This window comes from Mesorhizobium sp. Cs1299R1N1, from assembly GCF_037179655.1.
Taxonomy (GTDB): Bacteria; Pseudomonadota; Alphaproteobacteria; order Rhizobiales; family Rhizobiaceae; genus Mesorhizobium; species Mesorhizobium salmacidum.
The window spans coordinates 48,809-71,323 of the sequence record NZ_JAPYKR010000009.1 but is presented as its reverse complement, the minus strand read 5'-3'; the positions used below and the strand labels follow the sequence as shown (position 1 = coordinate 71,323).

Annotated in this window: 22 protein-coding genes and 1 tRNA gene; 11 read left to right on the top strand and 12 right to left on the bottom strand. The window is 62.1% G+C overall.

Annotated elements, in window-relative coordinates:
- Positions 1-3: 3 nt before the first annotated feature.
- Both O7A70_RS20305 and O7A70_RS20300 read left to right on the top strand, forming a co-directional pair.
- Positions 4-393: a TIGR02300 family protein gene (locus O7A70_RS20305; RefSeq protein WP_337141976.1), complete on the top strand. Its 390-nt coding sequence runs from the start codon at positions 4-6 to the stop codon at positions 391-393.
- A gap of 172 nt (positions 394-565) precedes the next feature.
- Positions 566-641: transfer RNA gene (locus O7A70_RS20300), tRNA-Ala, on the top strand.
- 158 nt (positions 642-799) lie between these two features.
- Here the strand turns inward: O7A70_RS20300 and O7A70_RS20295 are convergent.
- From O7A70_RS20295 to O7A70_RS20275, 5 genes are all read right to left on the bottom strand, one after another.
- Positions 800-1,027: a hypothetical protein gene (locus tag O7A70_RS20295; RefSeq protein ID WP_337141975.1), complete on the bottom strand. Its 228-nt coding sequence runs from the start codon at positions 1,025-1,027 to the stop codon at positions 800-802.
- 7 nt (positions 1,028-1,034) lie between these two features.
- Positions 1,035-1,343: a hypothetical protein gene (locus O7A70_RS20290; protein WP_337141974.1), complete on the bottom strand. Its 309-nt coding sequence runs from the start codon at positions 1,341-1,343 to the stop codon at positions 1,035-1,037.
- Between the two features lie 22 nt (positions 1,344-1,365).
- The gene (locus tag O7A70_RS20285) at positions 1,366-2,067 is read right to left on the bottom strand and encodes a Crp/Fnr family transcriptional regulator (RefSeq protein WP_337141973.1); all 702 of its coding nucleotides are present in this window, start codon (positions 2,065-2,067) and stop codon (positions 1,366-1,368) included.
- A 209-nt stretch (positions 2,068-2,276) separates the two neighbouring features.
- The gene (dgoD, locus tag O7A70_RS20280; protein ID WP_337141972.1) at positions 2,277-3,425 is read right to left on the bottom strand and encodes a galactonate dehydratase; all 1,149 of its coding nucleotides are present in this window, start codon (positions 3,423-3,425) and stop codon (positions 2,277-2,279) included.
- An 8-nt stretch (positions 3,426-3,433) separates the two neighbouring features.
- A complete protein-coding gene (locus O7A70_RS20275) occupies positions 3,434-4,123 on the bottom strand; it encodes a FadR/GntR family transcriptional regulator (RefSeq protein ID WP_337142276.1) in 690 nt (229 codons plus the stop codon).
- Positions 4,124-4,381: 258 nt separating this feature from the next.
- Here O7A70_RS20275 and O7A70_RS20270 point away from each other — a divergent pair, with 258 nt between their 5' ends.
- The 4 genes from O7A70_RS20270 to O7A70_RS20255 all read left to right on the top strand — a co-directional run bounded on the left by O7A70_RS20270 (position 4,382) and on the right by O7A70_RS20255 (position 8,718).
- Positions 4,382-5,371 (top strand): arabinose ABC transporter substrate-binding protein, encoded by a 990-nt coding sequence (locus O7A70_RS20270; protein ID WP_337141971.1) that lies wholly within the window; start codon positions 4,382-4,384, stop codon positions 5,369-5,371.
- A gap of 71 nt (positions 5,372-5,442) precedes the next feature.
- Positions 5,443-6,954 (top strand): L-arabinose ABC transporter ATP-binding protein AraG, encoded by a 1,512-nt coding sequence (gene araG, locus O7A70_RS20265; protein WP_337141970.1) that lies wholly within the window; start codon positions 5,443-5,445, stop codon positions 6,952-6,954.
- Positions 6,955-6,963: 9 nt separating this feature from the next.
- Positions 6,964-7,914 carry an L-arabinose ABC transporter permease AraH gene (gene araH / locus O7A70_RS20260; protein WP_337104510.1) on the top strand — a complete coding sequence of 317 codons (951 nt, stop codon included), beginning with the start codon at positions 6,964-6,966 and terminating at the stop codon, positions 7,912-7,914.
- Between the two features lie 24 nt (positions 7,915-7,938).
- Entirely contained in the window at positions 7,939-8,718 is a 780-nt protein-coding gene (locus O7A70_RS20255) for an SDR family oxidoreductase (protein ID WP_337141969.1), read from the top strand.
- 211 nt (positions 8,719-8,929) lie between these two features.
- Here the strand turns inward: O7A70_RS20255 and O7A70_RS20250 are convergent, their stop codons facing one another.
- The gene (locus O7A70_RS20250; protein ID WP_337141968.1) at positions 8,930-9,604 is read right to left on the bottom strand and encodes a GntR family transcriptional regulator; all 675 of its coding nucleotides are present in this window, start codon (positions 9,602-9,604) and stop codon (positions 8,930-8,932) included.
- 267 nt (positions 9,605-9,871) lie between these two features.
- Between O7A70_RS20250 and O7A70_RS20245 the strand changes: the two genes are divergently transcribed.
- Positions 9,872-10,357, top strand: coding sequence for a hypothetical protein (locus tag O7A70_RS20245; protein WP_337141967.1), 486 nt, complete (start codon positions 9,872-9,874; stop codon positions 10,355-10,357).
- A gap of 73 nt (positions 10,358-10,430) precedes the next feature.
- On the opposite strand, the gene O7A70_RS20240 is transcribed toward O7A70_RS20245, so the two are convergent.
- Positions 10,431-11,090 carry a TetR/AcrR family transcriptional regulator gene (locus tag O7A70_RS20240; RefSeq protein ID WP_337142275.1) on the bottom strand — a complete coding sequence of 220 codons (660 nt, stop codon included), beginning with the start codon at positions 11,088-11,090 and terminating at the stop codon, positions 10,431-10,433.
- Positions 11,091-11,365: 275 nt separating this feature from the next.
- On the opposite strand from O7A70_RS20240, the gene O7A70_RS20235 reads away from it, so the two are divergent.
- Together O7A70_RS20235 and O7A70_RS20230 are read left to right on the top strand one after the other, a co-directional pair.
- Positions 11,366-12,805 carry an aldehyde dehydrogenase family protein gene (locus tag O7A70_RS20235; RefSeq protein WP_337141966.1) on the top strand — a complete coding sequence of 480 codons (1,440 nt, stop codon included), beginning with the start codon at positions 11,366-11,368 and terminating at the stop codon, positions 12,803-12,805.
- Positions 12,806-12,869: 64 nt separating this feature from the next.
- Entirely contained in the window at positions 12,870-13,445 is a 576-nt protein-coding gene (locus O7A70_RS20230; RefSeq protein WP_337141965.1) for a DUF1349 domain-containing protein, read from the top strand.
- 334 nt (positions 13,446-13,779) lie between these two features.
- Here the strand turns inward: O7A70_RS20230 and O7A70_RS20225 are convergent, their stop codons facing one another.
- The 3 genes from O7A70_RS20225 to O7A70_RS20215 form a co-directional block, all read right to left on the bottom strand.
- Positions 13,780-15,309 carry a mercuric reductase gene (locus tag O7A70_RS20225; protein ID WP_337141964.1) on the bottom strand — a complete coding sequence of 510 codons (1,530 nt, stop codon included), beginning with the start codon at positions 15,307-15,309 and terminating at the stop codon, positions 13,780-13,782.
- Positions 15,299-16,639 (bottom strand): glucoamylase family protein, encoded by a 1,341-nt coding sequence (locus O7A70_RS20220; RefSeq protein WP_337141963.1) that lies wholly within the window; start codon positions 16,637-16,639, stop codon positions 15,299-15,301. Before O7A70_RS20220 ends, O7A70_RS20225 begins: the two co-directional genes overlap by 11 nt.
- A 229-nt stretch (positions 16,640-16,868) precedes the next feature.
- Positions 16,869-17,621 carry an SDR family NAD(P)-dependent oxidoreductase gene (locus tag O7A70_RS20215; RefSeq protein ID WP_337141962.1) on the bottom strand — a complete coding sequence of 251 codons (753 nt, stop codon included), beginning with the start codon at positions 17,619-17,621 and terminating at the stop codon, positions 16,869-16,871.
- Between the two features lie 321 nt (positions 17,622-17,942).
- Between O7A70_RS20215 and O7A70_RS20210 the strand changes: the two genes are divergently transcribed.
- Positions 17,943-19,238, top strand: coding sequence for an O-antigen ligase family protein (locus tag O7A70_RS20210; protein ID WP_337141961.1), 1,296 nt, complete (start codon positions 17,943-17,945; stop codon positions 19,236-19,238).
- A gap of 365 nt (positions 19,239-19,603) precedes the next feature.
- Here O7A70_RS20210 and O7A70_RS20205 read toward each other — a convergent pair whose 3' ends face one another.
- Together O7A70_RS20205 and O7A70_RS20200 are read right to left on the bottom strand one after the other, a co-directional pair.
- Complete coding sequence (locus O7A70_RS20205) at positions 19,604-20,860, bottom strand: polysaccharide biosynthesis/export family protein (protein ID WP_337141960.1); 1,257 nt, start codon at positions 20,858-20,860, stop codon at positions 19,604-19,606.
- An 84-nt stretch (positions 20,861-20,944) separates the two neighbouring features.
- Positions 20,945-21,622 (bottom strand): sugar transferase, encoded by a 678-nt coding sequence (locus O7A70_RS20200; RefSeq protein WP_337141959.1) that lies wholly within the window; start codon positions 21,620-21,622, stop codon positions 20,945-20,947.
- 600 nt (positions 21,623-22,222) lie between these two features.
- Between O7A70_RS20200 and O7A70_RS20195 the strand changes: the two genes are divergently transcribed.
- On the top strand, positions 22,223-22,498 hold the full coding sequence (locus O7A70_RS20195) for an exopolysaccharide production repressor exox (RefSeq protein ID WP_140506657.1): 276 nt from the start codon (positions 22,223-22,225) through the stop codon (positions 22,496-22,498).
- The last annotated feature ends 17 nt before the right edge of the window (positions 22,499-22,515 follow it).

The following is a 22,515-nucleotide window of genomic DNA, read 5'->3' as shown; positions in this document are numbered from 1 at the left end:
GCCGTGGTAAAAACCGAACTTGGCACAAAACGCATCGACCCTGAAACGGGCCGGAAATTCTACGACCTGAACAAGGACCCGATCGTCTCGCCCTATACCGGCAAGAGCTATCCACGTTCCTATTTCGATGAAGGCAAGATCGCCGCCGTCGAGGAGGAGGAGGAAGTAGCCGAGAAGGAAGTGGACGCCGAGGACGAAGAGGGCGTCGAGGTCGTCTCGCTCGAAGAGGCGGAAGACGATGCCAAGAGCGACGATCTTCCCGATCTCGGCGACGACGAGGATGACGTCGACCTCGGCGACGACGAGGATGACACCTTCCTCGCCGACGAAGAGGAAGCAGAAGACGACGTTTCCGACATGATCGGCGTCGGCGACGACGACGACGAGGTCTGACAAGGTCTCGAACGCGAGCCTTTGCCGGCTTTCACCGCCTGTGAAGAAAAAGCCGCCGATGAAGGCTTGATATCTGGGAAAGGCGGGGTTAGAAGCCGCCTGCACTAACGGCGCGGTCTTCCAACCCGCGCCGATCTCTCGCCGGAAACGGCGCCGGCTGACTGCCGGGAGTGGGGCCATAGCTCAGTTGGGAGAGCGCTTGAATGGCATTCAAGAGGTCGTCGGTTCGATCCCGATTGGCTCCACCAAACAGTCTCCGGGGTGTTTAAGACAACCCTTTGATTTCAAGGCATTACTTTGAAATGTACTGATCTGGCGTGACGTCTCCAGCTTCGCGGTGACGTCTGACTTGGGTTGCGCATCCGGATGCGCATTCAACAGATCAGGGACGACCGAGCTCGAACGGTCACGGAACGTCGGCGTCGAATTCGATGGCAAATCCCGCATCGATCGCGCTTCGCGCTATGTGGTCGCCAAGTTCCCAATCCGTGAGCTCGCAAAGCGGAAACATCTTTCTCACGGCGCGGATAACCCTGGATAGCGAAACGCTGGGGCTGTCGACATTGTCGATCAGGTAGCGGACAATGGCCTGGCGAACGTCCGTGGAAGCAGTCCTCTGTGCAAGCGCGGACATCTCCCGTCTACGAATGGAGACGCGGTGCCGAGCCATCCGGCTCGGCTGCGTCGAAAGCGACGGGCACCATGTGAGCGATGCAGGCCGCCGCCAGCATTTCCTCCAATTCGTGATCGGTGGCCTTGCATGCCGGCATAAGTGTTCGGATGGCGCGGATTGCTTGTGCAATGGAGAGAAAGCGGGCCTTGCCCCTGGAAAGGACATAGGCTTCGGCCGCTCCTTCCACCGTGATGGTGTGAAACGTGTTGGTCATCAAGAATGCCTCCCTGAAATCCAAGCCAAATACGACTTTCGACCAACATGCGGCGGTCTTCAAGGCTATGTCCGATTCCGGACATTCAGCCGGAGGCGATGCCGAAGTGACGCTGCTCCTCCTCGCCATATGCGCCGTGCGTGAGTTTTATCATTCCGGTGCGGTCGACAATCGTGATCTCGCCGCGCTTGGCGTGTACCAGCCCTCGATATTCAAGCATCTGGAGAGCCGTGGTAACGCCGGGGCGTCGGGAACCAAGCATGGTGGCCAGAAATTCATGCGTCAGATAGATGATGTCTCCTTCGGCGCGGTCGTTGACCATGAGCAACCAGCGGGCCAGCCGTTCCTCGATTTTCGAGTGGCCATTGACCAGCGCCGTTCGCGACGACTGGATAAGGAATTCGTGGGCGTAGCGAAGCAGTGACGGGCGAAGGGTCTGGCTCCCGGCAATCGCAATGCGAAGCGGTTCAACCGGCAGGGACCAGCCTTTGCTGGCGACCTGGATATAGGTTTCATTGGGAGACCTGTCCTGGCCGAGGACGACCGCAATGCCCGTCATGCCGTCATAGCCGATCAGGCCGACTTCGCTTTGCCGCCCTCCGGTCATGGCGGCGACCACCGATGCGATACCGGTCTCGGGGAAATACACCTGCTCGATCGGCTGATATGCGATCTCCAGCCGGGCTTTGATGGCCAGTTCGACGTGATGCATCGATGGCCGTAAAAGCGCGAAATCCTCAGGCGTGAGGGTTTTCAAAACATGGTTGCGAAAAGTGGATTGAGGCATGGCTCTTCTCCCTGACGGGCAAGAGCGCGTACCTCTCACGTCGGCTGCACCCGGATAAATGGCGGCCGATGGTTAAGTTTACGCTCCACAGGCGGGCTTGGCAAACAATTGCGCCCGCGTCGGGCGAGGCCAGCCCAAGACCATTCTTCCTGCGACGGAACGCCATTCCTTTTCGACGGAACGAAGGAGCGGCTTTGGGCGCCGTCCCGTCACCACTCGGCGAAGGAGCCGTCCTTGTGGCGCCAGATTGGATTGCGCCAGCGGTGGCCTTCCTTGGCTCGCTCCTTGACATAGTCCTCGTCGATCTCGACGCCCAGCCCGGGGCCGTCGGGAATGGCGACATAGCCATCCTCGTAACGGAAGACATCCTTGTTGGCGGCGTAGTCGAGCAGGTCGTTGCCGGCGTTGTAGTGGATGCCGAGGCTCTGCTCCTGGATGAAGCAGTTGTAGCTGACCGCGTCGAGCTGCAGGCAGGCGGCGAGCGCGATGGGTCCGAGCGGGCAATGCGGCGCCACCGCCACGTCATAGGCCTCCGCCATCGCCGCGATCTTGCGGCACTCGGTTATGCCGCCGGCATGCGACAGGTCTGGCTGAATGATGTCGACGATGCCTTCCTCGAACACCGACTTGAAGTCCCAGCGGCTGTAGAGCCGCTCGCCCAGCGCGATCGGCGTCGAGCCGAGGGCGGCGATCTCCTTCAGCGCCTCGCGGTTCTCGCTGAGCACCGGCTCCTCGATGAACATCAGCCTGTAGGGCTCCAATTCCCTGACCAGGATGCGCGCCATCGGCCGGTGCACGCGACCGTGGAAATCGACGGCGATGCCGATATTGGGCCCGACCGCCTCGCGCACCATGGCGACGCGCTCGACGGCGGCATCAATTCTGTCGTGGCTGTCGACGATCTGCAGTTCCTCGGTGCCGTTCATCTTGAGCGCCAGGAAGCCGCGCGCCACCATTTCCTTGGCGCCCGCCGCCACTTCCGCCGGCCGATCGCCGCCGATCCAGGAATAGACCTTGATGGTGTCGCGCAGCCTGCCGCCGAGCAGTTCATGCACGGGCACGCCGAGCGCCTTGCCCTTGATGTCCCACAACGCCTGGTCGATGCCGGCAATGGCGCTCATCAGGATCGGCCCACCGCGATAGAAGCCGCCGCGATGCATAACCGTCCAGTGATCCTCGATCAGGCGCGGATCCTTGCCGATGAGATAATCGCCAAGCTCCTTGACCGCCGCTTCGACGGTCAATGCGCGGCCCTCGACCACCGGCTCGCCCCAGCCGGTGACGCCGGCATCGGTCTCGATCTTCAGGAACAGCCAGCGTGGCGGAACGATGTAGGTGGTGAGCGAGATGATTTTCATGCGCGGTCTCAGTTGTTCTTGAGTTTCTTGGCGCTGACGAGGTCGCGCGCCGCAAGGTCGAGGATAAGGTTGGCCGCACTCCGCGCCGCCTCGGCATCGCGCATGCGCAGCGCCTCCACCACTTCGCGGTGCGCGGCGACCGCTTCCATGCGCCGTTCGAGCGAGATCGTCGCCGAGGCTTCCAGCGAGAATTTCAGGCCGGTGTCGATCAGATTGCCGATCTGGCGGAAGATCGGGTTGTGGCTGGCGGCATAGACGATCTGGTGGAAAACTATGTCGCTGCGCGAGAAGGCGGCGAGGTCTTCGCCGGCTCCGGCCATGCCGCGCCATGCGGCTTCCAGATCGGCGATCTCCTGCAGTGTCGCGCGCGTGGCGGCAAGCTCGGCGACCAGCGGCTCGATGGCCCGGCGCGTTTCCAGAATGGCATCGAACAGCTTATCGTCCAGTGCATGCGGCGCATGCCAGGCCAGCACCTGGGGGTCGATGATGTTCCAGTCATCCTCGTTGCAGACGATTGTGCCGACGCGCGGCCGCGACAGCACCAGGCCCTTGGCGGCGAGAACCTTCAAGGCTTCGCGGATGACGGTGCGGCTGACGCCATACTCGACGCCGAGTTCGTTTTCGGTGGGCAGCGAAGAGCCGGCCGGATAGCGTCCGGAAAAGATGTCGGAGGCAATGGCCTTCGTCACATCGGGCATGACGCGCGGGCGGCGCGGGGCCGTATCGGCTGAAGCCTTCTTAGACGTTTCAGTCACCTCAGCCCTCCTCCAAGGCAGCGAACCCACTGACTTCGCACAACCGGCCCGGCCTTACCGGATGCGGATGATTTGCGCCAGCGATCCTTGGTCGGAGCATGTAGCTTAATTATCATACCAGATCAATTGACGAGTATGATAAAACCGAATACAGACTCCGGCACCCGGGCCGAGCGCCCGGCCTATCGCTGGGAGGTAATCATGCGACTTTTGAAGACCGCGCTCGTCGCGGGCGCGCTTGCCGTGCTGTCCGTCACGACCATCGCCGCATATGCTCAGGACACCAAGATCGGCTTCATCGTCAAACAGCCCGAGGAGCCGTGGTTCCAGGACGAATGGAAGTTCGCCGACCAGGCCGCCAAGGAGAAGGGTTTTACCCTCGTCAAGATCGGCGCCGAGGACGGTGAGAAGCTGATGTCGGCGATCGACAATCTCGGCGCGCAGGGCGCCCAGGGCTTCATCGTCTGCACGCCCGACGTGAAGCTCGGCCCCGGCATCGTCGCCAAGGCGGCCGCCAACAATCTCAAGCTGATGACCGTCGACGACCGTCTGGTCGGCGCTGACGGCAAGGCGCTGGAAGACGTGCCGCATATGGGCATCTCGGCCACCAAGATCGGTGAGGGGGTCGGCCAGGCGATCGTCGACGAAATGAAGGCACGCGGCTGGAAGGCCGACGAAGTCGGCGCGATCCGCGTTTCCTATGACCAGTTGCCGACCGCTGTCGACCGCGTCGAAGGCGCCATCTCGGTGCTGAAGGCGAACGGCTTCAAGGCCGAGAACATCTTTGACGCCCCGCAGGCCAAGACCGACACCGAAGCCGCGCTCAATGCGGCGACGGTGGTGCTCAACGCCCATGCCGACATCAAGAAGTGGGTCTCTTTCGGCCTCAACGACGAAGCGGTGCTCGGCGCCGTGCGTGCTTCCGAAAGCGTCGGCATCCCTGCTGATGGCATGATCGGCGTCGGCATCGGCGGCGCGGATTCGGCGATCAACGAATTCAAGAAGCCGACCGCCACCGGCTTTGTCGGCACGGTGATCATCTCGCCGAAGCGCCATGGCTACGAGACGGCGCTCAACATGTATGACTGGGTCGCCACCAACAAGGAACCGGAGAAGCTGATCCTGACCTCCGGCGCGCTCGCCAAGCGCGACGACTACCAGAAGGTCCGTCAAGGCCTCGGCATCGAATAATCCTCCATGTACAAACAGGCGGCGGCTCATGCCGCCGCCTGTTTGCCGTGGCATAAGAAGGATCGACGCCCGTGTCCTTTCTCGAATTTTCGCACATCACCAAGACCTATCCAGGCGTCAGGGCGCTGTCGGACGTCTCGTTCGGCATCGACAGGGGCGCCGTGCATGGGCTGATGGGCGAAAACGGCGCCGGCAAATCGACCCTGATCAAGATCCTGTCCGGCGACCAGCATGCCGATGTTGGCGAGATACGCATCGACGGCAAGGTCCAGGCCTATGCCTCGACAAGGGATGCCTTCGACAATGGCGTCATCGTTATCCACCAGGAACTGCAGCTCGTCCCGGAACTCACCGTCGCCGAGAACCTCAGCCTCGGCCGCTTTCCCGCCAGTGCCGGCGTCATCGCGCGCGGCAAGATGCTGGAAGACGTCGGCGCCAAGCTGAAATCGGCCGGCATCGACATCGATATCGGCCGCAAGGTCAAGACGCTGTCGATCGGCGAACGCCAGATGGTCGAGATCGCCAAGGCGATTATGCTCGATGCGCGTGTCATCGCACTGGACGAGCCGACATCTTCGCTGTCCTCGCGCGAAAGCGAAATCCTGTTTGCCCTGATCGACCGCCTGCGCGGCGAGGGCAAGGTCATCATCTATGTCTCGCATCGGCTCGACGAGGTGTTCCGCCTCTGCGACAGCCTGACCGTGCTGCGCGACGGCAAGCTCGCGGCGCACCACGCATCACTGAAAGGCGTCACCCGCGACCAGGTCGTCGCCGAAATGGTCGGTCGCGAAATCTCCGACATCTGGGGTTTTCGGCCACGCAAGGCCGGCGGCATCAGGCTGAAAGTCGAAGCTATCTCCGGGGCAAAACTGAAGACGCCGGCCAGCTTCGAGGCCCGCGCTGGCGAAATCGTCGGCTTCTTCGGCCTCATCGGCGCCGGGCGCTCGGAACTGATGCGGCTGGTCTTCGGCGCCGACCCGCGGTCGGGCGGCACCATGACGGTGGATGGCAAGACGATCCATGCCAGCGACCCGCATGGCGCGATCCGCGCCGGCATCGTCTTGTGTTCGGAAGACCGCAAGCATGACGGCATCATCCAGGGCCGCTCGATCGAGGAGAACATCAACATCTCGTCGCGGCGCCATCACGCGCGCTTCGGCATCTTGAACCGCGCCAGTGAGATCGCCACGGCCGAAACCTTCATCAAGAAGCTCAAGGTGCGCACCCCCTCGCGCAAGCAGGACATCATCAATCTTTCTGGAGGCAACCAGCAGAAGGTCATCCTTGGCCGCTGGCTGTCGGAGCAGGGTGTACGGGTCCTCATCGTCGACGAGCCGACACGCGGCATCGATGTCGGCGCCAAATCCGAGATCTATGAACTGCTCTACCAGCTTGCCGAGGACGGCATGGCGATCGTTGTCGTCTCGTCCGAACTGCCGGAGGTGATGGGCATTTGCGACCGCATCCTGGTGATGTGCGGCGGGCGCATCAACGCCGAGCTTACACGGGAAAAATTCGCCGAAAAAGCGATCCTGGCCGCGGCACTTCCCGACACCAAAACCCCCGACGCGATCGCATCCTGAGGACCTGACATGACCGATCAGTTGAAGAAGATCCTGCTCGGCGAACAGGGGCTCGTCGTCATCTTCGTCGTTGCCTTCGCGCTGGTCTCCCTGCTGGTTCCCAATTTCCTCACCGACCGCAACATGCTTGGCCTGTTGCAGTCGGTGGTCACGGTCGGCATTGTCGCCTGCACCATGATGTTCTGTCTCGCGGCGCGTGATTTCGACCTGTCGGTTGGCTCGATCGTCGCCTTTGCCGGCATGGTCGCGGTGATGGCGTCGAACTACACTGGCTCGATCCTGCTTGGCCTCTTGGCGGCGGTCGCATGCGGCGCCTTCGTCGGCTTCATCAACGGCGTCGTTATCGCCAAATTCCGCATCAACGCGCTGATCACGACGCTGGCGACCATGCAGATCGTGCGTGGCTTGGCGCTGATCGCATCCGACGGGCGCGCCGTCGGCATCAACAGCCCGGATTTCTATCAGCTCGCGCTGTCGAAATTCTTGGGCATACCGACACCCGTCTGGATGCTGGCCGTCCTGTTCGGCATTTTTGGCTTCGTGCTCAACCGCACCGTCTTCGGCAAGAACACGCTGGCCATTGGCGGCAATCCCGAAGCGTCACGGCTTGCCGGCGTCAATGTCGACCGCACGCGCATATGGATCTTTGCCCTGCAGGGTGTCGTCTGCGGCATCGCCGGCATCCTGCTGGCCTCACGCATCACCTCGGGACAGCCCAATGCGGCGGTTGGGCTTGAACTCTCGGTCATTTCGGCCTGCGTGCTCGGCGGCGTGTCGCTTGCCGGCGGTCGCGCCACAATGTCGGGCGTCATCGTCGGCGTGCTGATCATGGGCATCGCCGAGAATGCCATGAACCTGCTCAACATCCCGGCCTTCTACCAGTACATCGTGCGCGGTGTGATCCTGCTGCTCGCCGTGCTACTCGACAATCTGCGCTCGTCGGCTTTGGGCCGGCGTTGATCATCTTCGACTGGAGGGACACCCATGGCTGAGCGCCTGTCCGGCAAACGCATCTTCCTGACGGGTGCCGCGCAAGGCATCGGCCTCGCCATCGCAGAGGCTTGTCTTGCCGAGGGTGCGAAATTGTTCATTGTCGATCAGGACGGCACGTTGCTGGACAAGACCGTCGCTGGCCTACCGGCACCCAAGGGGCATCTCGGGCATGCGACGGCCGACATCAGCGACGGCGCGGCGATAAAAGCAGCAGTTCATCGGGCGAACGCCGAGATCGGCCCGATCAACGCGCTGATCAACAATGCCGGCATGAACGTCTTTTCGACGCCGCTCGAGGCCACCGAAGAGGAGTGGAACCGCAATTTCGATGTCAACGTCAAGGGCGCCTGGAACTGCAGCAAGGCGGTGCTGCCGGACATGCTCGCAAATGGCGGCGGCGCGATCCTCAACATCGCCTCGACCCACAGCTTCACCATCATCCCGCACACATTCCCCTATCCCGTCGCCAAGCACGCCCTGCTTGGCCTGACCAAATCACTGGCACTTGAATATGCCGGGCAAGGCGTGCGCGTGAACGCGCTCGCGCCCGGCTATGTCGCGACGCAGAAGGCCATCGACTACTGGAACAGCCTTCCCGATCCGGCGGCAGCGCGCGCCAACACCATGGCGTTGCATCCCGGCGGTCGCATCGCCTCGGTGCGCGAGATCGCGCTGGCCGCCGTGTTCATGATTTCCGACGAGTGCCCGTTCATGAACGCGGCGACCCTCGTCGTTGATGGCGGGCTGAGCCAGCTTCAGCATCCCGCTTGAATCCCGGGCGCGCGCCATCAATCTGCCGCCCGGCCGTTGATGGGTGCGCCGAAGCCTGCGCCGCGCTTTAGTAGGTTGTCCGACCGCCCGACAGATCGAAGGTCGAGGCCGTGGCGAAGCTGTTTCCCTGGAGAAGAGCCAGCTGATCGCCTCGGCCTTCTATACAAAGCCTCATTCTCTTCACGTGCTGATCGTGTCCGGTCGCGGGTTTTCAGCCGAGAAGGTCGGCGGCGACCTCGAGCGTGTTGCGGAACGACGTCTCGAGGTGGTTTTCCATCGCCTGTGCCGCGCCCTCGGCATCGTGTCGCTTCAGGGCGTCGAGAATGGCTTCGTGCTGCTCGATCGTCTGTTCGCCATAGCCGGGCTTTGGAATGGCGAGGTAACGGCCGCGGTCCATCTGCGCCTTCGAGATGTCGACCGCCCGCCAGATCATCGGCAGGCCACAGATTTCGGCAATAGTGCGATGGAAGACATCGTCGAGCTGGATCGCGGTCGCGTATCTGCCGCGCGATATGGCAAGCTTGTGCGCCGCCATATTGTCCTCCAGCAGTTCGGCGGACGCCGGCGTGAGCTTGACGGCCGCGCGCCTGGCGCTCTCCATCTCCAGGGCTCGGCGGATGACATAGGCTTCCTCGAGATCGGCGCGGCTGATCGGCGCGACATAGGTGCCGGTCTGCGCCAGGATCTTGACCAGGCCTTCGTCGCTGATGCGCTTGACCGCTTCCCGCACCGGCGTGCGCGAAACGCCGAGCGCCTCCGCGATGGCCACCTCGTTGATCACTTCCCCCGGCTTCATCTGTCCGACGACGATCAGGTTGCGGATCTTCTGATAGATCTGATCGCGGAGCGGTAGCGCCCGATTGAGGGTCGAAGGGTCCAGGTCCATGGCAAATCCATAGCTTCGTTCACCGGGAATGGTCAGATTATATTAGAATGTAAATCGGAATGCAGCCAATGAGAGGTTGGTCTCTGTCGACAAGCGCGCTCGATCTTTTCGGGCGCTGGAGCTGATTTATCACCGGCGGCCGGGACGAGCGGCACCGTCGAGCTAAGTGGGTTCGCCCATGTCGGTTATCCCGGGTGAAAGCTTACCCGCAATTTACGACCATCGGTTACATCAGTTCCTGTCTGATTCGCCCGGGACAGGAACATCATGAGCAAAGCCCTCACATCCTTCGCACTGGTCGCGGTGCTGACCGCCTTGCTCATGGCGCTGAGCCTGGCGGTGGCAAGGCACGGTTATCCCTATGGCGCGATCGGTGTGAGACGGCTAGACGGCATCGCCGATGCCGGCACGTTCATTCCACTTGCAGCGGTCTATTTCTTCAGCGCCCTGCTGATGATGATCCTGCCGATCAGGGCAGCCAGCATTGTCCTGACCAACGCCGCGGACGCGGTCTTCTGGACCGTCGTCGTGCTGTTCGCGGCCATCCTTGGCTGCCTCGTCGCCAGGTGGGCGTTCGGTCAGCGGGATGTCTTGTGGGCGGTGTTGAACTGGCGCTTCCTTTTTGCGGCCGCGATCATCGGCTGCCATTTCGTCATGAACGAGTTGCGCCGCAATGTGCTGCTGCGCAGCCTGTTCTTCGTGGTCTTTGCCGCCGCCACGCTGGCCTGCCTGTTCTGGTCGTTTACGCTTTGAGCATGATCAGCGCTGGCTAATTTTCGGCGGCGATGTCGCCGACATGGATGCGCAGCTTGCTTCCAGGGGATGGCTACCGGCTGCGGGAGACGGTCTTCTCGACGTAGCGCGAGAAATCCTCGATATCCTGGGGCGAGGGCTCCCGGCCGGTGAAGCTGCGCAGATAGGCGGCAACATGCGACAGGCGGCTGCTCATCGGCTCGTTGAGTTCCAGCGAATAGTAGCCGATCTGCATGAAATAGAGCACGCGAGCGCGCACGAACGCGTCTTCCTCCTCATAGCCATGACGCATGAACATGTCGCGTATGGCATTGACGCGTTCTTCGTCGGCCTCATCGAGTGCACGCCGGATGGTCGGGGAGCGGCGCGCCCAGGCCCGGATCGCGAAATCCAGCCGGGGGTCGAACAGCTTTTCGTCCACCCAGCATTCGAAAATGCTCATCACCCCGCGAATGACAGTCGCGGAAGGGCGTTGGGCGCGCTCGACGATGAATCGGGTATTGGTCTGTCGCCAGTGGTCCAGCAACTGGTCGAGCAGGTCCTGGCGGCTCTTGAAATACCAATAGAAGCTCGAGCGCGAGACGTCGAGCTGCTGGCCTAGCGTCAGCACACGGACGCGTTCGACGCCATCCGAGATCAGGGTTTCAAGCGCGAGCTTCAGCCAGTCGTCGCGAGTGGCCTTGATGTTGCCGGTGGCGCCGGCACGCTGGATCGTCGTCTCGAGTGCTGCCATCAGCACGACGCTTGACACGCCGCATCGGGCAAATCAAGGTCGTGGACATATCTGTACAGGGCAATTCAACCTTGACCCGGAGCGCTATCCACCGATGTTAGCCGGATTGGTGTCGACGCGGCACTGTCGCCGCTGCACCGAAGGCATGAGCGCGGGCCCGGGGACTTTTGTCGCGGCCTTCGAGCCCAGTGCGTGCTTTCCCGCAGCGCAATTGTCTGGCAAATACCACTTCAGACGGATGCGGCCGCGCGGCCAGCAAGCAGGAAGGCAAGGACATGACAGCGTTTCGAAAGAACCTCATCGATGGCGAATGGGTCGGCGATGCCGGGTCCCGCAACATCAATCCTTCGGATACCGGCGACGTCGTCGGCGAATATGCCTCGGCGGGCGTCGAACAAGCGGGCCAGGCGATAGCGGCAGCCAAGGCGGCGTTTCCGGCATGGTCGCGCTCCGGTCCGCTGGCCCGTCATGCGGTGCTGAAAAAGGCGGCCGACGAGATCATGGCGCGCAAGGACGAACTCGGCCGCAATCTTGCGCGCGAGGAAGGCAAGACGCTGGCCGAGGGCATTGGCGAGACCATTCGCGCCGCCCAGATATTCGATTTCTTTGCCGGCGAAACATTGCGCCTGTCGGGAGAGGTGGTGCCAAGCGTGCGGCCGGGCGTCGGCGTCGAGATCACGCGCGAAGCGGTCGGCGTGGTCGGCATCATCACGCCATGGAATTTCCCCATCGCCATTCCCGCCTGGAAGATCGCTCCGGCGCTGGCTCACGGCAACACCATCGTCTTCAAGCCGGCCGAACTCGTTCCCGAGAGCGCTTGGTCCATCGTCGACATCCTGCATCGCGCCGGCCTGCCCAAGGGCGTGCTGAACCTCGTCATGGGCAAGGGCTCGGTGGTCGGCCAGGCAATGCTCGACAGCCCCGACGTCAACGCCATCTCCTTCACCGGCTCGGTGGGAACCGGCAAGCGCGTTGCCGCGGCAAGTGTCGAGCACATGCGCAAGTTCCAGCTCGAAATGGGCGGCAAGAACCCGCTGGTCGTGCTCGACGATGCCGATCTCGCGGTCGCCGTCGATTGCGCGCTGAACGGCGCCTTCTTCTCGACCGGCCAGCGCTGCACGGCCTCGTCGCGCTTGATCGTCACCAACGGCATCCACGACCGTTTCGTCGACGCGCTCAAGGAGCGCATGGAAAAGCTGGTGATCGGCGACGCGCTCGACGCGCAGACCCAGATCGGCCCGGTTGTCGACGCGACCCAGCTCAAGCAGGACGAGGACTATATCGCCATCGGTGTCCGGGAAGGCGCCACGCTCGCCTTCGGCGGCGAGCGGCTCGACCGCAAGACGCCGGGTTTCTATCTTAAGCCGGCGCTGCTGACCGAGGCCACCAATGCCATGCGCAGTTCGCGCGAGGAGATTTTCGGCCCCGTCGCCAGCGTCATCCGCGTCCAGGACTATGACGAGGCACTTGCCGTCGCCAACGACACGCCGTTCGGGCTGACCTCGGGCATCTGCACCACGAGCCTCAAGCACGCCACGCATTTCAAGCGCAACTCCGAAGCCGGCATGGTGATGGTCAACCTGCCGACGGCGGGTGTGGACTTCCACGTTCCCTTCGGCGGGCGCAAGGGCTCGAGCTTCGGCCCGCGCGAACAGGGCCGCTACGCCATGGAGTTCTACACCACGGTAAAGACCGCTTATACGTTCGCGGGATGAGTTGGTTCGCCGGCTGACCGGCCGGCGAACCGTCACCTCACCAGAAACCGGACCGGTGCAAGCGATGACGTTGCAGGACCTGACCTGGCTCAACCCGCCGCCGCACCACGCCATCGAAGGTGATGGCGTGCGTGTGCGCACCGGCAAGGAGACCGATTTCTGGCGCGAGACCTTCTATGGTTTCTGGCGCGACAACGGCCACTTCCTGTCTCGGCGGGTCGAGGGCGACTTCACCGCCGAGGTCACCGTCAAGGGCGACTACAAGGTGCTTTACGACCAGGCCGGGCTGATGGTCCGGCTGAGCGAAACACACTGGATCAAGGCCGGCATCGAATACACCGACGGCCTTGCCTATGTCTCGGTCGTTGTCACCAACGACACCTCGGACTGGTCGCTGGTGGCCATCGCCGCTGGCCCGGACGGCGTCAGGATCCGCCTGACCCGCCACGGCGAAGCGATCCGTGTCCAGTATCTCGACGCTTCCGACGGTCATTGGAAGCCGGTGCGGCTCGCCTATTTCCCGATCTCGAAGATGGTCGATGTCGGCATGATGTGCTGTTCGCCGCAGCGTGAAGGTTTCGAGGTCACGTTCTACGGATTTTCGGTCGGCCCCCCGATTGCGCGGGACCTGCACGACTGACGCCCGCAAACTATCTGGAGCCTCTGCGCGAGGAGCTTCGGCGGGCCACGGGACGTGTAGGATTTCCAGCTTGGGCAGGCCGACCGGCCGGATGCCGAGGTCGTTGGCAAGGAGGCGCGACGAATCGAGCAGCATCCGGTCGCTCCTTTCGGGATTTTCGACGAGTTCCACACCAGGCAATCCGGCAGCGTCCGCACGGTTGCCTCGGGGATCGTCGGATAGAGGCTGTCGGTCGCGGCTTCGGCGGGCGGCACGTTGGGAATTCCATTGGGAGCGACATCGCTCGGCACCTTGTGCCGAAAGACCGATCAGCTTGTCGCAGTGGTTTTTGGGGTTATCGCCTGGACCATGCCAGCCAGCGCGCCGCCAGGCGCCTGCGCATGGAGGTGAACCGCGTCCGCCTGTAGGCGTCGCCCGCCATCTTGATGCCTTGCGTCTGTGTCGGGAAGGGATGGATGACATCGGCCAACGCATGCAATCCCATGCCCGATCGGATGGCGAAGGTCACCGTGTTGATCATCTCGCCGGCATGGCTGGCGACGACCGTCGCCCCCAGGATGCGGTCGGATCTCTCCCTGACATGGATCTTGACGAACCCTTCCTCCTCGCCGTCCATCACGGCGCGGGCGACATCGTGCATCAGCACGGTGTAGGTCTTGACCGGAATGCCGTTGCCGCGCGCCTCCAGGGGGTAGAGACCGACATGGGCGATCTCCGGATCGGTATAGGTGCACCAGGGAACGACGAGTTCACTGAGCCTTTCGCGGCCGCGAAACAAGGCATTGCGCACGACAATGCGCGCCGTTGCCTCGGCGGTGTGGGTGAACTTGTATTCGAGGCAGACGTCGCCCGCCGCGTAGATGTGCGGGTTGCTGGTTCGCAGATAATCATCCACCTCGATGCCGCTGGCGTCATACGCCACGCCAGCCTCTTCGAGGTCGAGACCCGCGACATTGGGTGAACGGCCGACGCCGGTGATGATCTCGTCCACCGAAATCGTCGTCGTGTCGCCATCCCGCACCAGGTCGGCGAACTTGTTTGCCCCTTCCCTGCGCACCGCCACCACTTCGGTGTTCAGGCACACCTCCACCCCCTCGCGCGCCAGCGCATCCGAAAGGATCTGCGCGGCGTCGCGTTCCTCGCCGGGCAGGAACATCGGATCGCTCTGCGCCAGGATGACTTTCGCGCCGAGCAGGCAGAAGGCCTGCGCCGTCTCGCAGCCAAGCGGCCCACCGCCGATGACGAGGAGCCGCGGCGGGCATTGCGTAAGGTCGAACATCGTCTCGTTGCTGAGATAACCGGCTTCGACCAGTCCCGGAATGGCAGGGAAGGCCGGATGCGCGCCTGTCGCAATCAGCGCCTTCTTGAAATGCAGCGTGCTGTCCGCGACCGTGACCGTATCGCGTCCGGCAAATCGCGCCTCGCCGAAATAAAGATCGATTCCTTCCGAAACCAGGCTCGCGGCGGAATCGGCACGGCTGATCCGCTGCCGGATCTGCCGCATCCGTGTCATTGCCCGTTGAAAATCGACACGAAGATGGTCCGGCGGGTCGCCGCCAAAACTCTCGGCATCGCGCATGTCGGCATAAAGCCTGGCTGTACGGATGATCGACTTCGACGGAATGCTGCCGGCATTGACGCAGGCGCCGCCGATCAGCCCACGCTCGATTAGCGCGACCTTCGCTCCAAGGCTCGCCGCGTCACGCGCAGCGGTCAACCCTGCCGGCCCGGCGCCGATGACGACGAGATTGTAGGGGCCGTTCGGGATCGGGTTCTTCCAGTGCGGGGGATGCGCGCCCCTGATCAGTTCGACGTCGTTGCGGTCGACGGGGAAGGCGGCGGCTCTCGTCGGTTCACCTGACATCGCGCCCCCCGGTTGCCGGCCGCGACAGCCACCCGCCGGTGAAGCCGGCCTTGCCCAAGCCGCGACGGATATGGGGATTGGAGCGCATGAGCTCCCAGATCAGGCCGGAACGGTGGTTTTCGATCATCATCACCGCAATACCCTGGTCCAGTCCGAAATGGCCTTCCGACACCCAGCCGTTGCGGCCGAATTTTCGCCGGTTGGCCAATGTCGGGTTGAAACCGCTCGGCAGCCGGAAATTGTCGATCACGTCCGGGTAACGATCGACGAGGTGGCGTAGCGCCGCCAGGCAGATATCCGGCGCGAAAGGCAGCGACGCCGGATAGGACCATGGCGCGATCGTGCCGTCATCCGGACCGAAAGGCGCGCCGCGCGCCGCATAACCGGAAAACCGGTGGCGCCGTCGCTCCACGCTGGCGCGGAAGCCGCCTGGTCCGTCGCCTGCCGAAAGGCCCCACAGGTTCTCGCCATAGCCGTCAAAGCCGTAAGGATTGTGCCGGGCGTAATCGCGGTGAAGGTGTGTCGAGCGGCGGCTGTTTTCGAAATAGTCCGAATTCTTCTCGCGCATGAAAGCGTCGCGGATGCCGGCGAAATCGATCCAGGCATGTGAGAACTGGTGCATGAACAGCGGTCCGCCATAGAGCACGTCGTGGCCGTAGATGTTTTCCCATTGATAGGTCGCCGTCCAGGCCTCGTAGCTGCCGTCGGAACTCGGGCGGTCCGGTGAGGCCATGGACAGCACATAGAGGATCGTCGCCTCGTTGTAGCCTTCCCAGCCATAGTGCAGAAAGCCGCTCCTGGCCTTCCAGCCCTGGCGGAGCGTCGGGCTGCTGCCTTGCGCCCATCGCCAGTCGACGCGCCTGTAGAGCGCCTCGGCCAGTTGGCGGATTTCGGCCTCATCGTCATTGTTCCCGGAAAAATAGGCGCCCGCCACCAGCATGCCGGCGATCAGCAAGGCGGTGTCGACCATCGACAGCTCGCAGCGCCAGACGCGCAAACCAGTCCGCATGTCGAGGAAGTGGTAGTAAAAACCCTTGTGGCCGGTGACGTCGTGGCCGCTGCCTTGCGTGCTGGTCTGGAAGAAGCGTAGCGCCGCAAGGGTCAGCCTGGCAGCCGCGTCGCGCGCTATCCAGCCACGTTCGACGCCGATCGGATAGCAGGACAGGGCGAAACCGACGACGGCGATGCTGCACGGTGAATTGGGCCGCGACGTGTCGGCGACCAGCCCGTTGCCGGGGTTCACATTCTCCAGGAAATAGCCGAAGGCGGCGCGTTGATAGCGGTCCAGAAGCTCGTCATCGGCCAGCGCGGCGGGATCTGCTCTAAGCAAACGATGCAAACTCCAACATGATGATCGCGGCTCCCGTTGGTCGCACGCCACCGGCACGGTGGCCGGGGGGCGTCGCACCTGCCGGGCTCTCTCGTCGTGTCATGGCATTTCCCTGTTATGGCACGTTCATTGAGACGTCAGCTTCCATAAGCCTGTCCAGCTCCAATCGTTGCTTCGTCACGCGGAATTGTAGTTGGCTCGCGCCAACTCGGAACTGCCTCGATACGGCTCAATAAGTGGCGCGGCCGCCCGAAACGTCAAACACGGCGGCCGTGGTGAACGAGCATTCCTCCGAGGCGATCCATGAGATCAGCGCCGCCACCTCCTCGACCTCGCCGAAGCGAGCCATCGGTATCTTGGACAGCATGAAGTCGATGTGCTCCTGGCTCATCTGCTTGAAGATCGCTGTGCGTACGGCGGCCGGCGTCACGCAATTGACCGTCACCTTGGTCTTGGCGAGCTCCTTGCCGAGCGACTTGGTCAGGCCGATCACCGCCGCCTTCGACGTGCTGTAGGCGGAAGCGTTGGGATTGCCTTCCTTGCCGGCGATCGAGGCAATGTTGACGATGCGGCCATAGTTGCGCTCGAGCATGTGCGGAACCAGCGCCTTGTTGCAGTAGAAGACGCCGTTGATGTTGATGTCGACAACTTTTTGCCAATCCTCGGCCGAATAGGACCAGGTTGTCATGTTCGGCCCAGTGATGGCGGCGCTGGTGACCAGTATGTCGACGCCGCCGAGGGCTTCGATAGTCGATTGTGCGGCGGCCTCCACACTTGCCGCATCCGCAACGTCCATCATCACCCCATGCAGGCCGGGAATAACGGCTTTCGCCTGTTCGATCTGTGCGGGATCGCGATCCCAGACACTGACGCGCCCGCCTTCGTCGACGATCCTCTGCGCGACCGCCAGGCCGATGCCCGAGGCGCCGCCGGTAATCACCGCCGCGCGGCCGGCGAAGCGTCCCGCGAAATTCATCGGCATGTGATTCCCCCTGTCCATCTTGACTGAAAGCCGATCTATGTGATGGCCTTTCCATCCGAGACTGTGAGGTTACCGCCGGCCGAGTTCAAGTCGGTATCCGGTCGGATCGTCTGGGCCAACACCGGCCGGATTATGGGGTGTGATCTCTCGGCGATCGCCGCGCTGTAAGACAAGGTGACCGGATTTGCCATTGAGCATGGGGTGCGATAGGTTATATTGCACTGCACAATGGAGACGCCGTTTCTTGCACGCCCATGTTTGCGGATATGCCGGCTGGTTTGCGACCTGCCGGTCCCGGGTCGTGTCGACGGGACCCTTTAGATGAAAATTCCCAAATCCCTGATCGTCGATCCCGAGAAGAATTCGGTCTATGGCAGCTTTGCCGTTGCCGTCTCGATCTGGGCGTTCTCCTATTCCGTCATTTTCGGCCAGGTGCTGATCCTGGCCTATTATGCCGTCTGGCTTCCGCTCATCCTGGTCGACTACCGCCGGTTCCTGCGGCAACTGTCCAGTGCCTGGCTGCCGCTGCTCTTCGTGGCCTATGTCTGCTTCTCCGTGTTCTGGTCGCAGGCGCCCGGCGTCACCGCCAGAACGGCGGTCCAGTACTTTTCGCATATCGCCTGCGCCTATGTCGCGGCGCGCACCGTCAGCGTGCGCACCCTGACGATAGGCGCCCTGGTCGGCATATTCTTCGTCCTGGTCTATTCTCTGAAGGTCGGTGGCTATTCCGAGGACGTGCTCGACGGCACCTATAATTTCGTCGGCGCCTTCGCCTCCAAGAACCAGATCGGTTTTGTCGGCTCGCTCGGCATCTATTTCTCCGTCGTGTTCCTTGCTTTTCTGCGGCGTGGCCGGCTGAGCTTCATGCTGACCGTGCCAGTCGTGCTTTTGTCGGCCTATGTGCTGGTCGTCTCGCATTCCGCCACCTCGATGGCCTCGATACCGGCCGTCCTGGCGCTTATTGCGCTTCTTGCGATGAGCAAGCTTTTGTCGCGGCGTTATCGCCGGGTGATCTTCCTGATCGGCGCCGGCATGATCGTCGTGGTGGCTATTGTCGCCCTCAATCTCGGGCTGATGGATTTCGTGCTTGGCATCTTCGGCAAGGATTCGACGCTGACAGGGCGGACCTATCTGTGGGAGCAGGGCTGGGACGCCGCGCAGCGCTCGCCGATTCTCGGCGTCGGCTATGCCGCCTATTGGGTGCAGGGTTTTGCCGAGCCCGAGCGGCTTTGGAACGAATTCTACATCGCCAGCCGTACCGGCTTCCACTTCCACAACACCTATGTCGAGGCCCTTGTCGAACTCGGCTTCACCGGGGCGGTGCTGATATCGCTGATCTTGCTGCGCACGCTCTATGGCCACGTCGCAGCGGTGATCTTCAAGAGGTGGCAAGCCGAACCGGTGGTTCTCTTCGGCGTGATGGTATTGCTGCTCATCCGTTCCTTCGTCGAGGTCGAGACCCTCAACCCTTACATCATGGGCTCCTTCCTGATGTATTTCAGCTACTTCAAGCTGGCGCGGCTGCCTGTTACCCGCACGCGACGGTCCCCCGCCATCGAGCCGGCGAATGCGAAGGGCGGAGAGGCCTGGCCTCACCGTCCGGCGGCGGCCGAGTAATGATGAGGTTCGCTGGATAGAGCCGTTCCAGGAAAAGTGCGTGGCGGTTTTCCGTCCGGCGCTAATGCATGTCGCGCAAAAGTGACCTCGGCTTTGCGACAACGGCATGCATCAAGCAACAGCCTAAAGCGCGCCGCATGAATCCGTTTCGACGCGACGCGCTTTAGGTAAAGCTGGAGCGGGTCAGAGCCATTCCAGGAAAAGAACGTGAGACGGTTCTCCGCCCGGTGTCGCGTCAACAGCCGTTCTGGTTTCCCGGTGTAGGAAATCCTGCCAGCAAAAACCTCCGCCCGGCAGGCCAGGCGGAGGTTCAAAGTCTTTGCGTTATGGATCGACCGCGACGGGCCGCGCGAACTTCCGCTTTCCTACTGGCTGGCCAGCGGTGCCAGCTTGATCTTGATCACATCGCCAGGCAGCACCGGTGTGTCTTCCTTGGCGGCGATTTCGCTGGTCTTGCCGTCGACATTGCGCACCAGCGAATAGAGCAAGCTAGGCTGCTGGTCGTTGGTGATGGCGGCCGTCGTCGCCGGATCCGTGGCCTGGGTTATCAGGCCTTTTTGCATATTCACCTTCAGCGCGGCCTCGTTCAGGTCGGCTTCGGTCTGCTGCCGGTCCACGGCAAGCTTCGAGCTCAAGGTGTTCTGGGCGTCGATGGCGTCCTGCGTCGCCTTGCTGATAGCCTGCTTGGCGGTGAGGATGGCCGTCTCATAATCCAGGATCTTGCCCTGCAGGTCGGTGACGGACTGCTGAGAATCCAGAAGTCTCGCATTGGCGACCAGGCCTTTCTGGGCAAGCGGACCGATGCTGGTCAGCTGTTGCTGCGCCAGGTCGACCTGCTTCTGCTGGTTGACGATCTTCTTCTGCAGCGATTCGATTTCGGCCTGCAGCACACCCTTGAGATCGTCCAGCGCCTCGAGCTTCAGCTTCAGCGCCTTCTGGTCGGCGGTCAGGATCGTCATCTCGTCATTGACGATGGTCGGCAGCCGCGGATCGCCCTCGACCTCCTTCGGCGCTTCGAAGCTCGTCTTGCCAGCCATATCGGCGTCGATGCGGGCGCGCTTGACGAGCAGTCGCACGCGCAGGTCGTCGGAGATATCGAAATTGCCCTTGGCTGTGACCAGGTCCTTGCCGAGCTGGGGACCGTAGTCGGCGTTGCGCCTGATGCCGCCGGCGACGCTGATCGCCTTCAGCACCGTAAGGTCGGGCACATAGGGAAATTGGCCGGGGTTCTGCACTTCGCCCGAAATGTAAAACGGCCGGAATTGTGCCATTTCGACCGAGGCTTCGGGCTTGTCCGACAAAGCGAGCTTGTGCTGCAGCGCCTCGCCGATCGCCGCGGCGATCTCCGCCGTGGTCTTGCCGGCCGCCGGCAGTTCGCCGACGAAAGGCACCGACAACGTGCCGGCCGGACCGACCGTGTATTGGCCATTGACCGACGACCAGTCGCGGAACGCGCTTTCGACGGTCTGCCATTCGGCAATGCGGATGGTGAGCTTGTCCTGGGAACCCAGACGGTAATCGTCGGCGGCGGCCAGCTGGGGGAAAGCGAGCGACATCGCAAGGCACGTCGCCACGAGCCGCGAGCGGCCGGAAAATGGGCCGCTGCCAAAGGCTTCCAACATGTCTATCTTCAACTGAACATTCCGATCCGTTTTAGCCCCATCGCCCAATGAGCTTGCCGCAGGATGCCTGGGGCAGCCGGCCGATCAATAAGAGCCGCGTGACATCCAGACGGCCGGTACGGTCCTGATGATGATGCGAACGTCCTCGAACAGCGACCAGTTCTCGACATAGTGGCGATCGAACGCGACGCGGCTGTCATAGGAAACGTCGTTGCGGCCGCTGACCTGCCACAGGCCGGTCAGGCCGGGCCGGGACTTCAGATAATAGACGGCCGCGCTGCCGTAGATTTCCAGTTCGTCACGGACCACCGGGCGGGGCCCGACCAGGCTCATGTCGCCCTGGAGGATGTTGATGACCTGCGGCAACTCATCGAGGCTGAGCTTGCGCAGGACCGCTCCGACGCGGGTGACGCGTGGGTCGTTCTTCAGCTTGCGGGTCGCTATCCATTCCGCATTGGCCTCTGGATTGGTCGCAAGATAGGCAGTCAGCACCTTGTCGCCGTTCGGAACCATGGTGCGGAACTTGAGGCAGGAGAACAGCCGTCCGCCGCGCCCGATTCGGCGGTGACCGTAGAAAATCGACCCGCCATCGGAGAACTTGACGAGCAACGCTATCATGATGAACAGCGGGCTGAGCGCGATCAGCCCAGCCAGCGAGCCGGCGATGTCGAAGCTCCGCTTGATGAGGCCGCCGATCGGCGGCGGAAAGTCGGTGTCAGCCTGCGAAAAGTCCGCCGTGGCCGACTTGGCAATATCCCTCATACGGAAACTCCATGCGTTGAACGAATGGTTTACCGCACGATACCAAAAAAATGCTGCAGCGCAACACACAATTTCCAACCCTCTTGAAATAGTCGCGTCATGAATTGACTAAATAATAAGCTCGCCCTGCACAAATTTCGAAATCTTTAGCACATTTGTGACAATAAATGGGCAAGGATAAAAAAATCAGGACATTTTTGAGGCGATTCCTAGGCGACGCGTTCTCGGGGCGAGGGCCTGGAGCATGTCAGTGCTTTAGGAAGATGCCATATTCGAAACTATTCACCTAAAATACTGCTTAATATTATAGATTGTACTCGCAGCTTATGGCGGCTGCAGGTTGAGTGAATTGCGATCGTGTGCGTTGCAGCATGGCAGAGTCGAAGGCGTAAGCTCAATCAAAAATATGTGCGGTTGGCCTTGCCGCCTTCTGCTCGCCTTAATAGAATTGCAAATTATACCTGTCATAGTGACGACAGGTTGAAAGGCCGGAAGCAACCGGTCGGCAGCGGGTGACTCAACAAGCCCGCATGACAAGGGACGGCGCTCGGGTGGGGCTATCGTTGGATATGACCCGAGCCGGTTTATGGGCTATTGGGTATGTCGCTTCCAAAATTCATCGTTGGGATGCTCTTCGCGCTCGCGATCGTCGTTGCCTGGTCCTGGCTAGGTGGGGCTTCGCTTGGCACGACACTGATGCGCATCATCATCTGCGCCGTGGTCATCCAGGCCGGTTATTTCGCGGTTGTCTATGCCATGATCGCCAGTAGCGCGCCGACACCAGCCGACAGGCTGCGCGAAGCCGAGAGAAAGCAGAACTCCACCGAAGTGCCCAAGGGCGAGAAGCTTGGCAGCGCCCGGCGGGGCCTGCATTAGATCCCACGGGGACATCA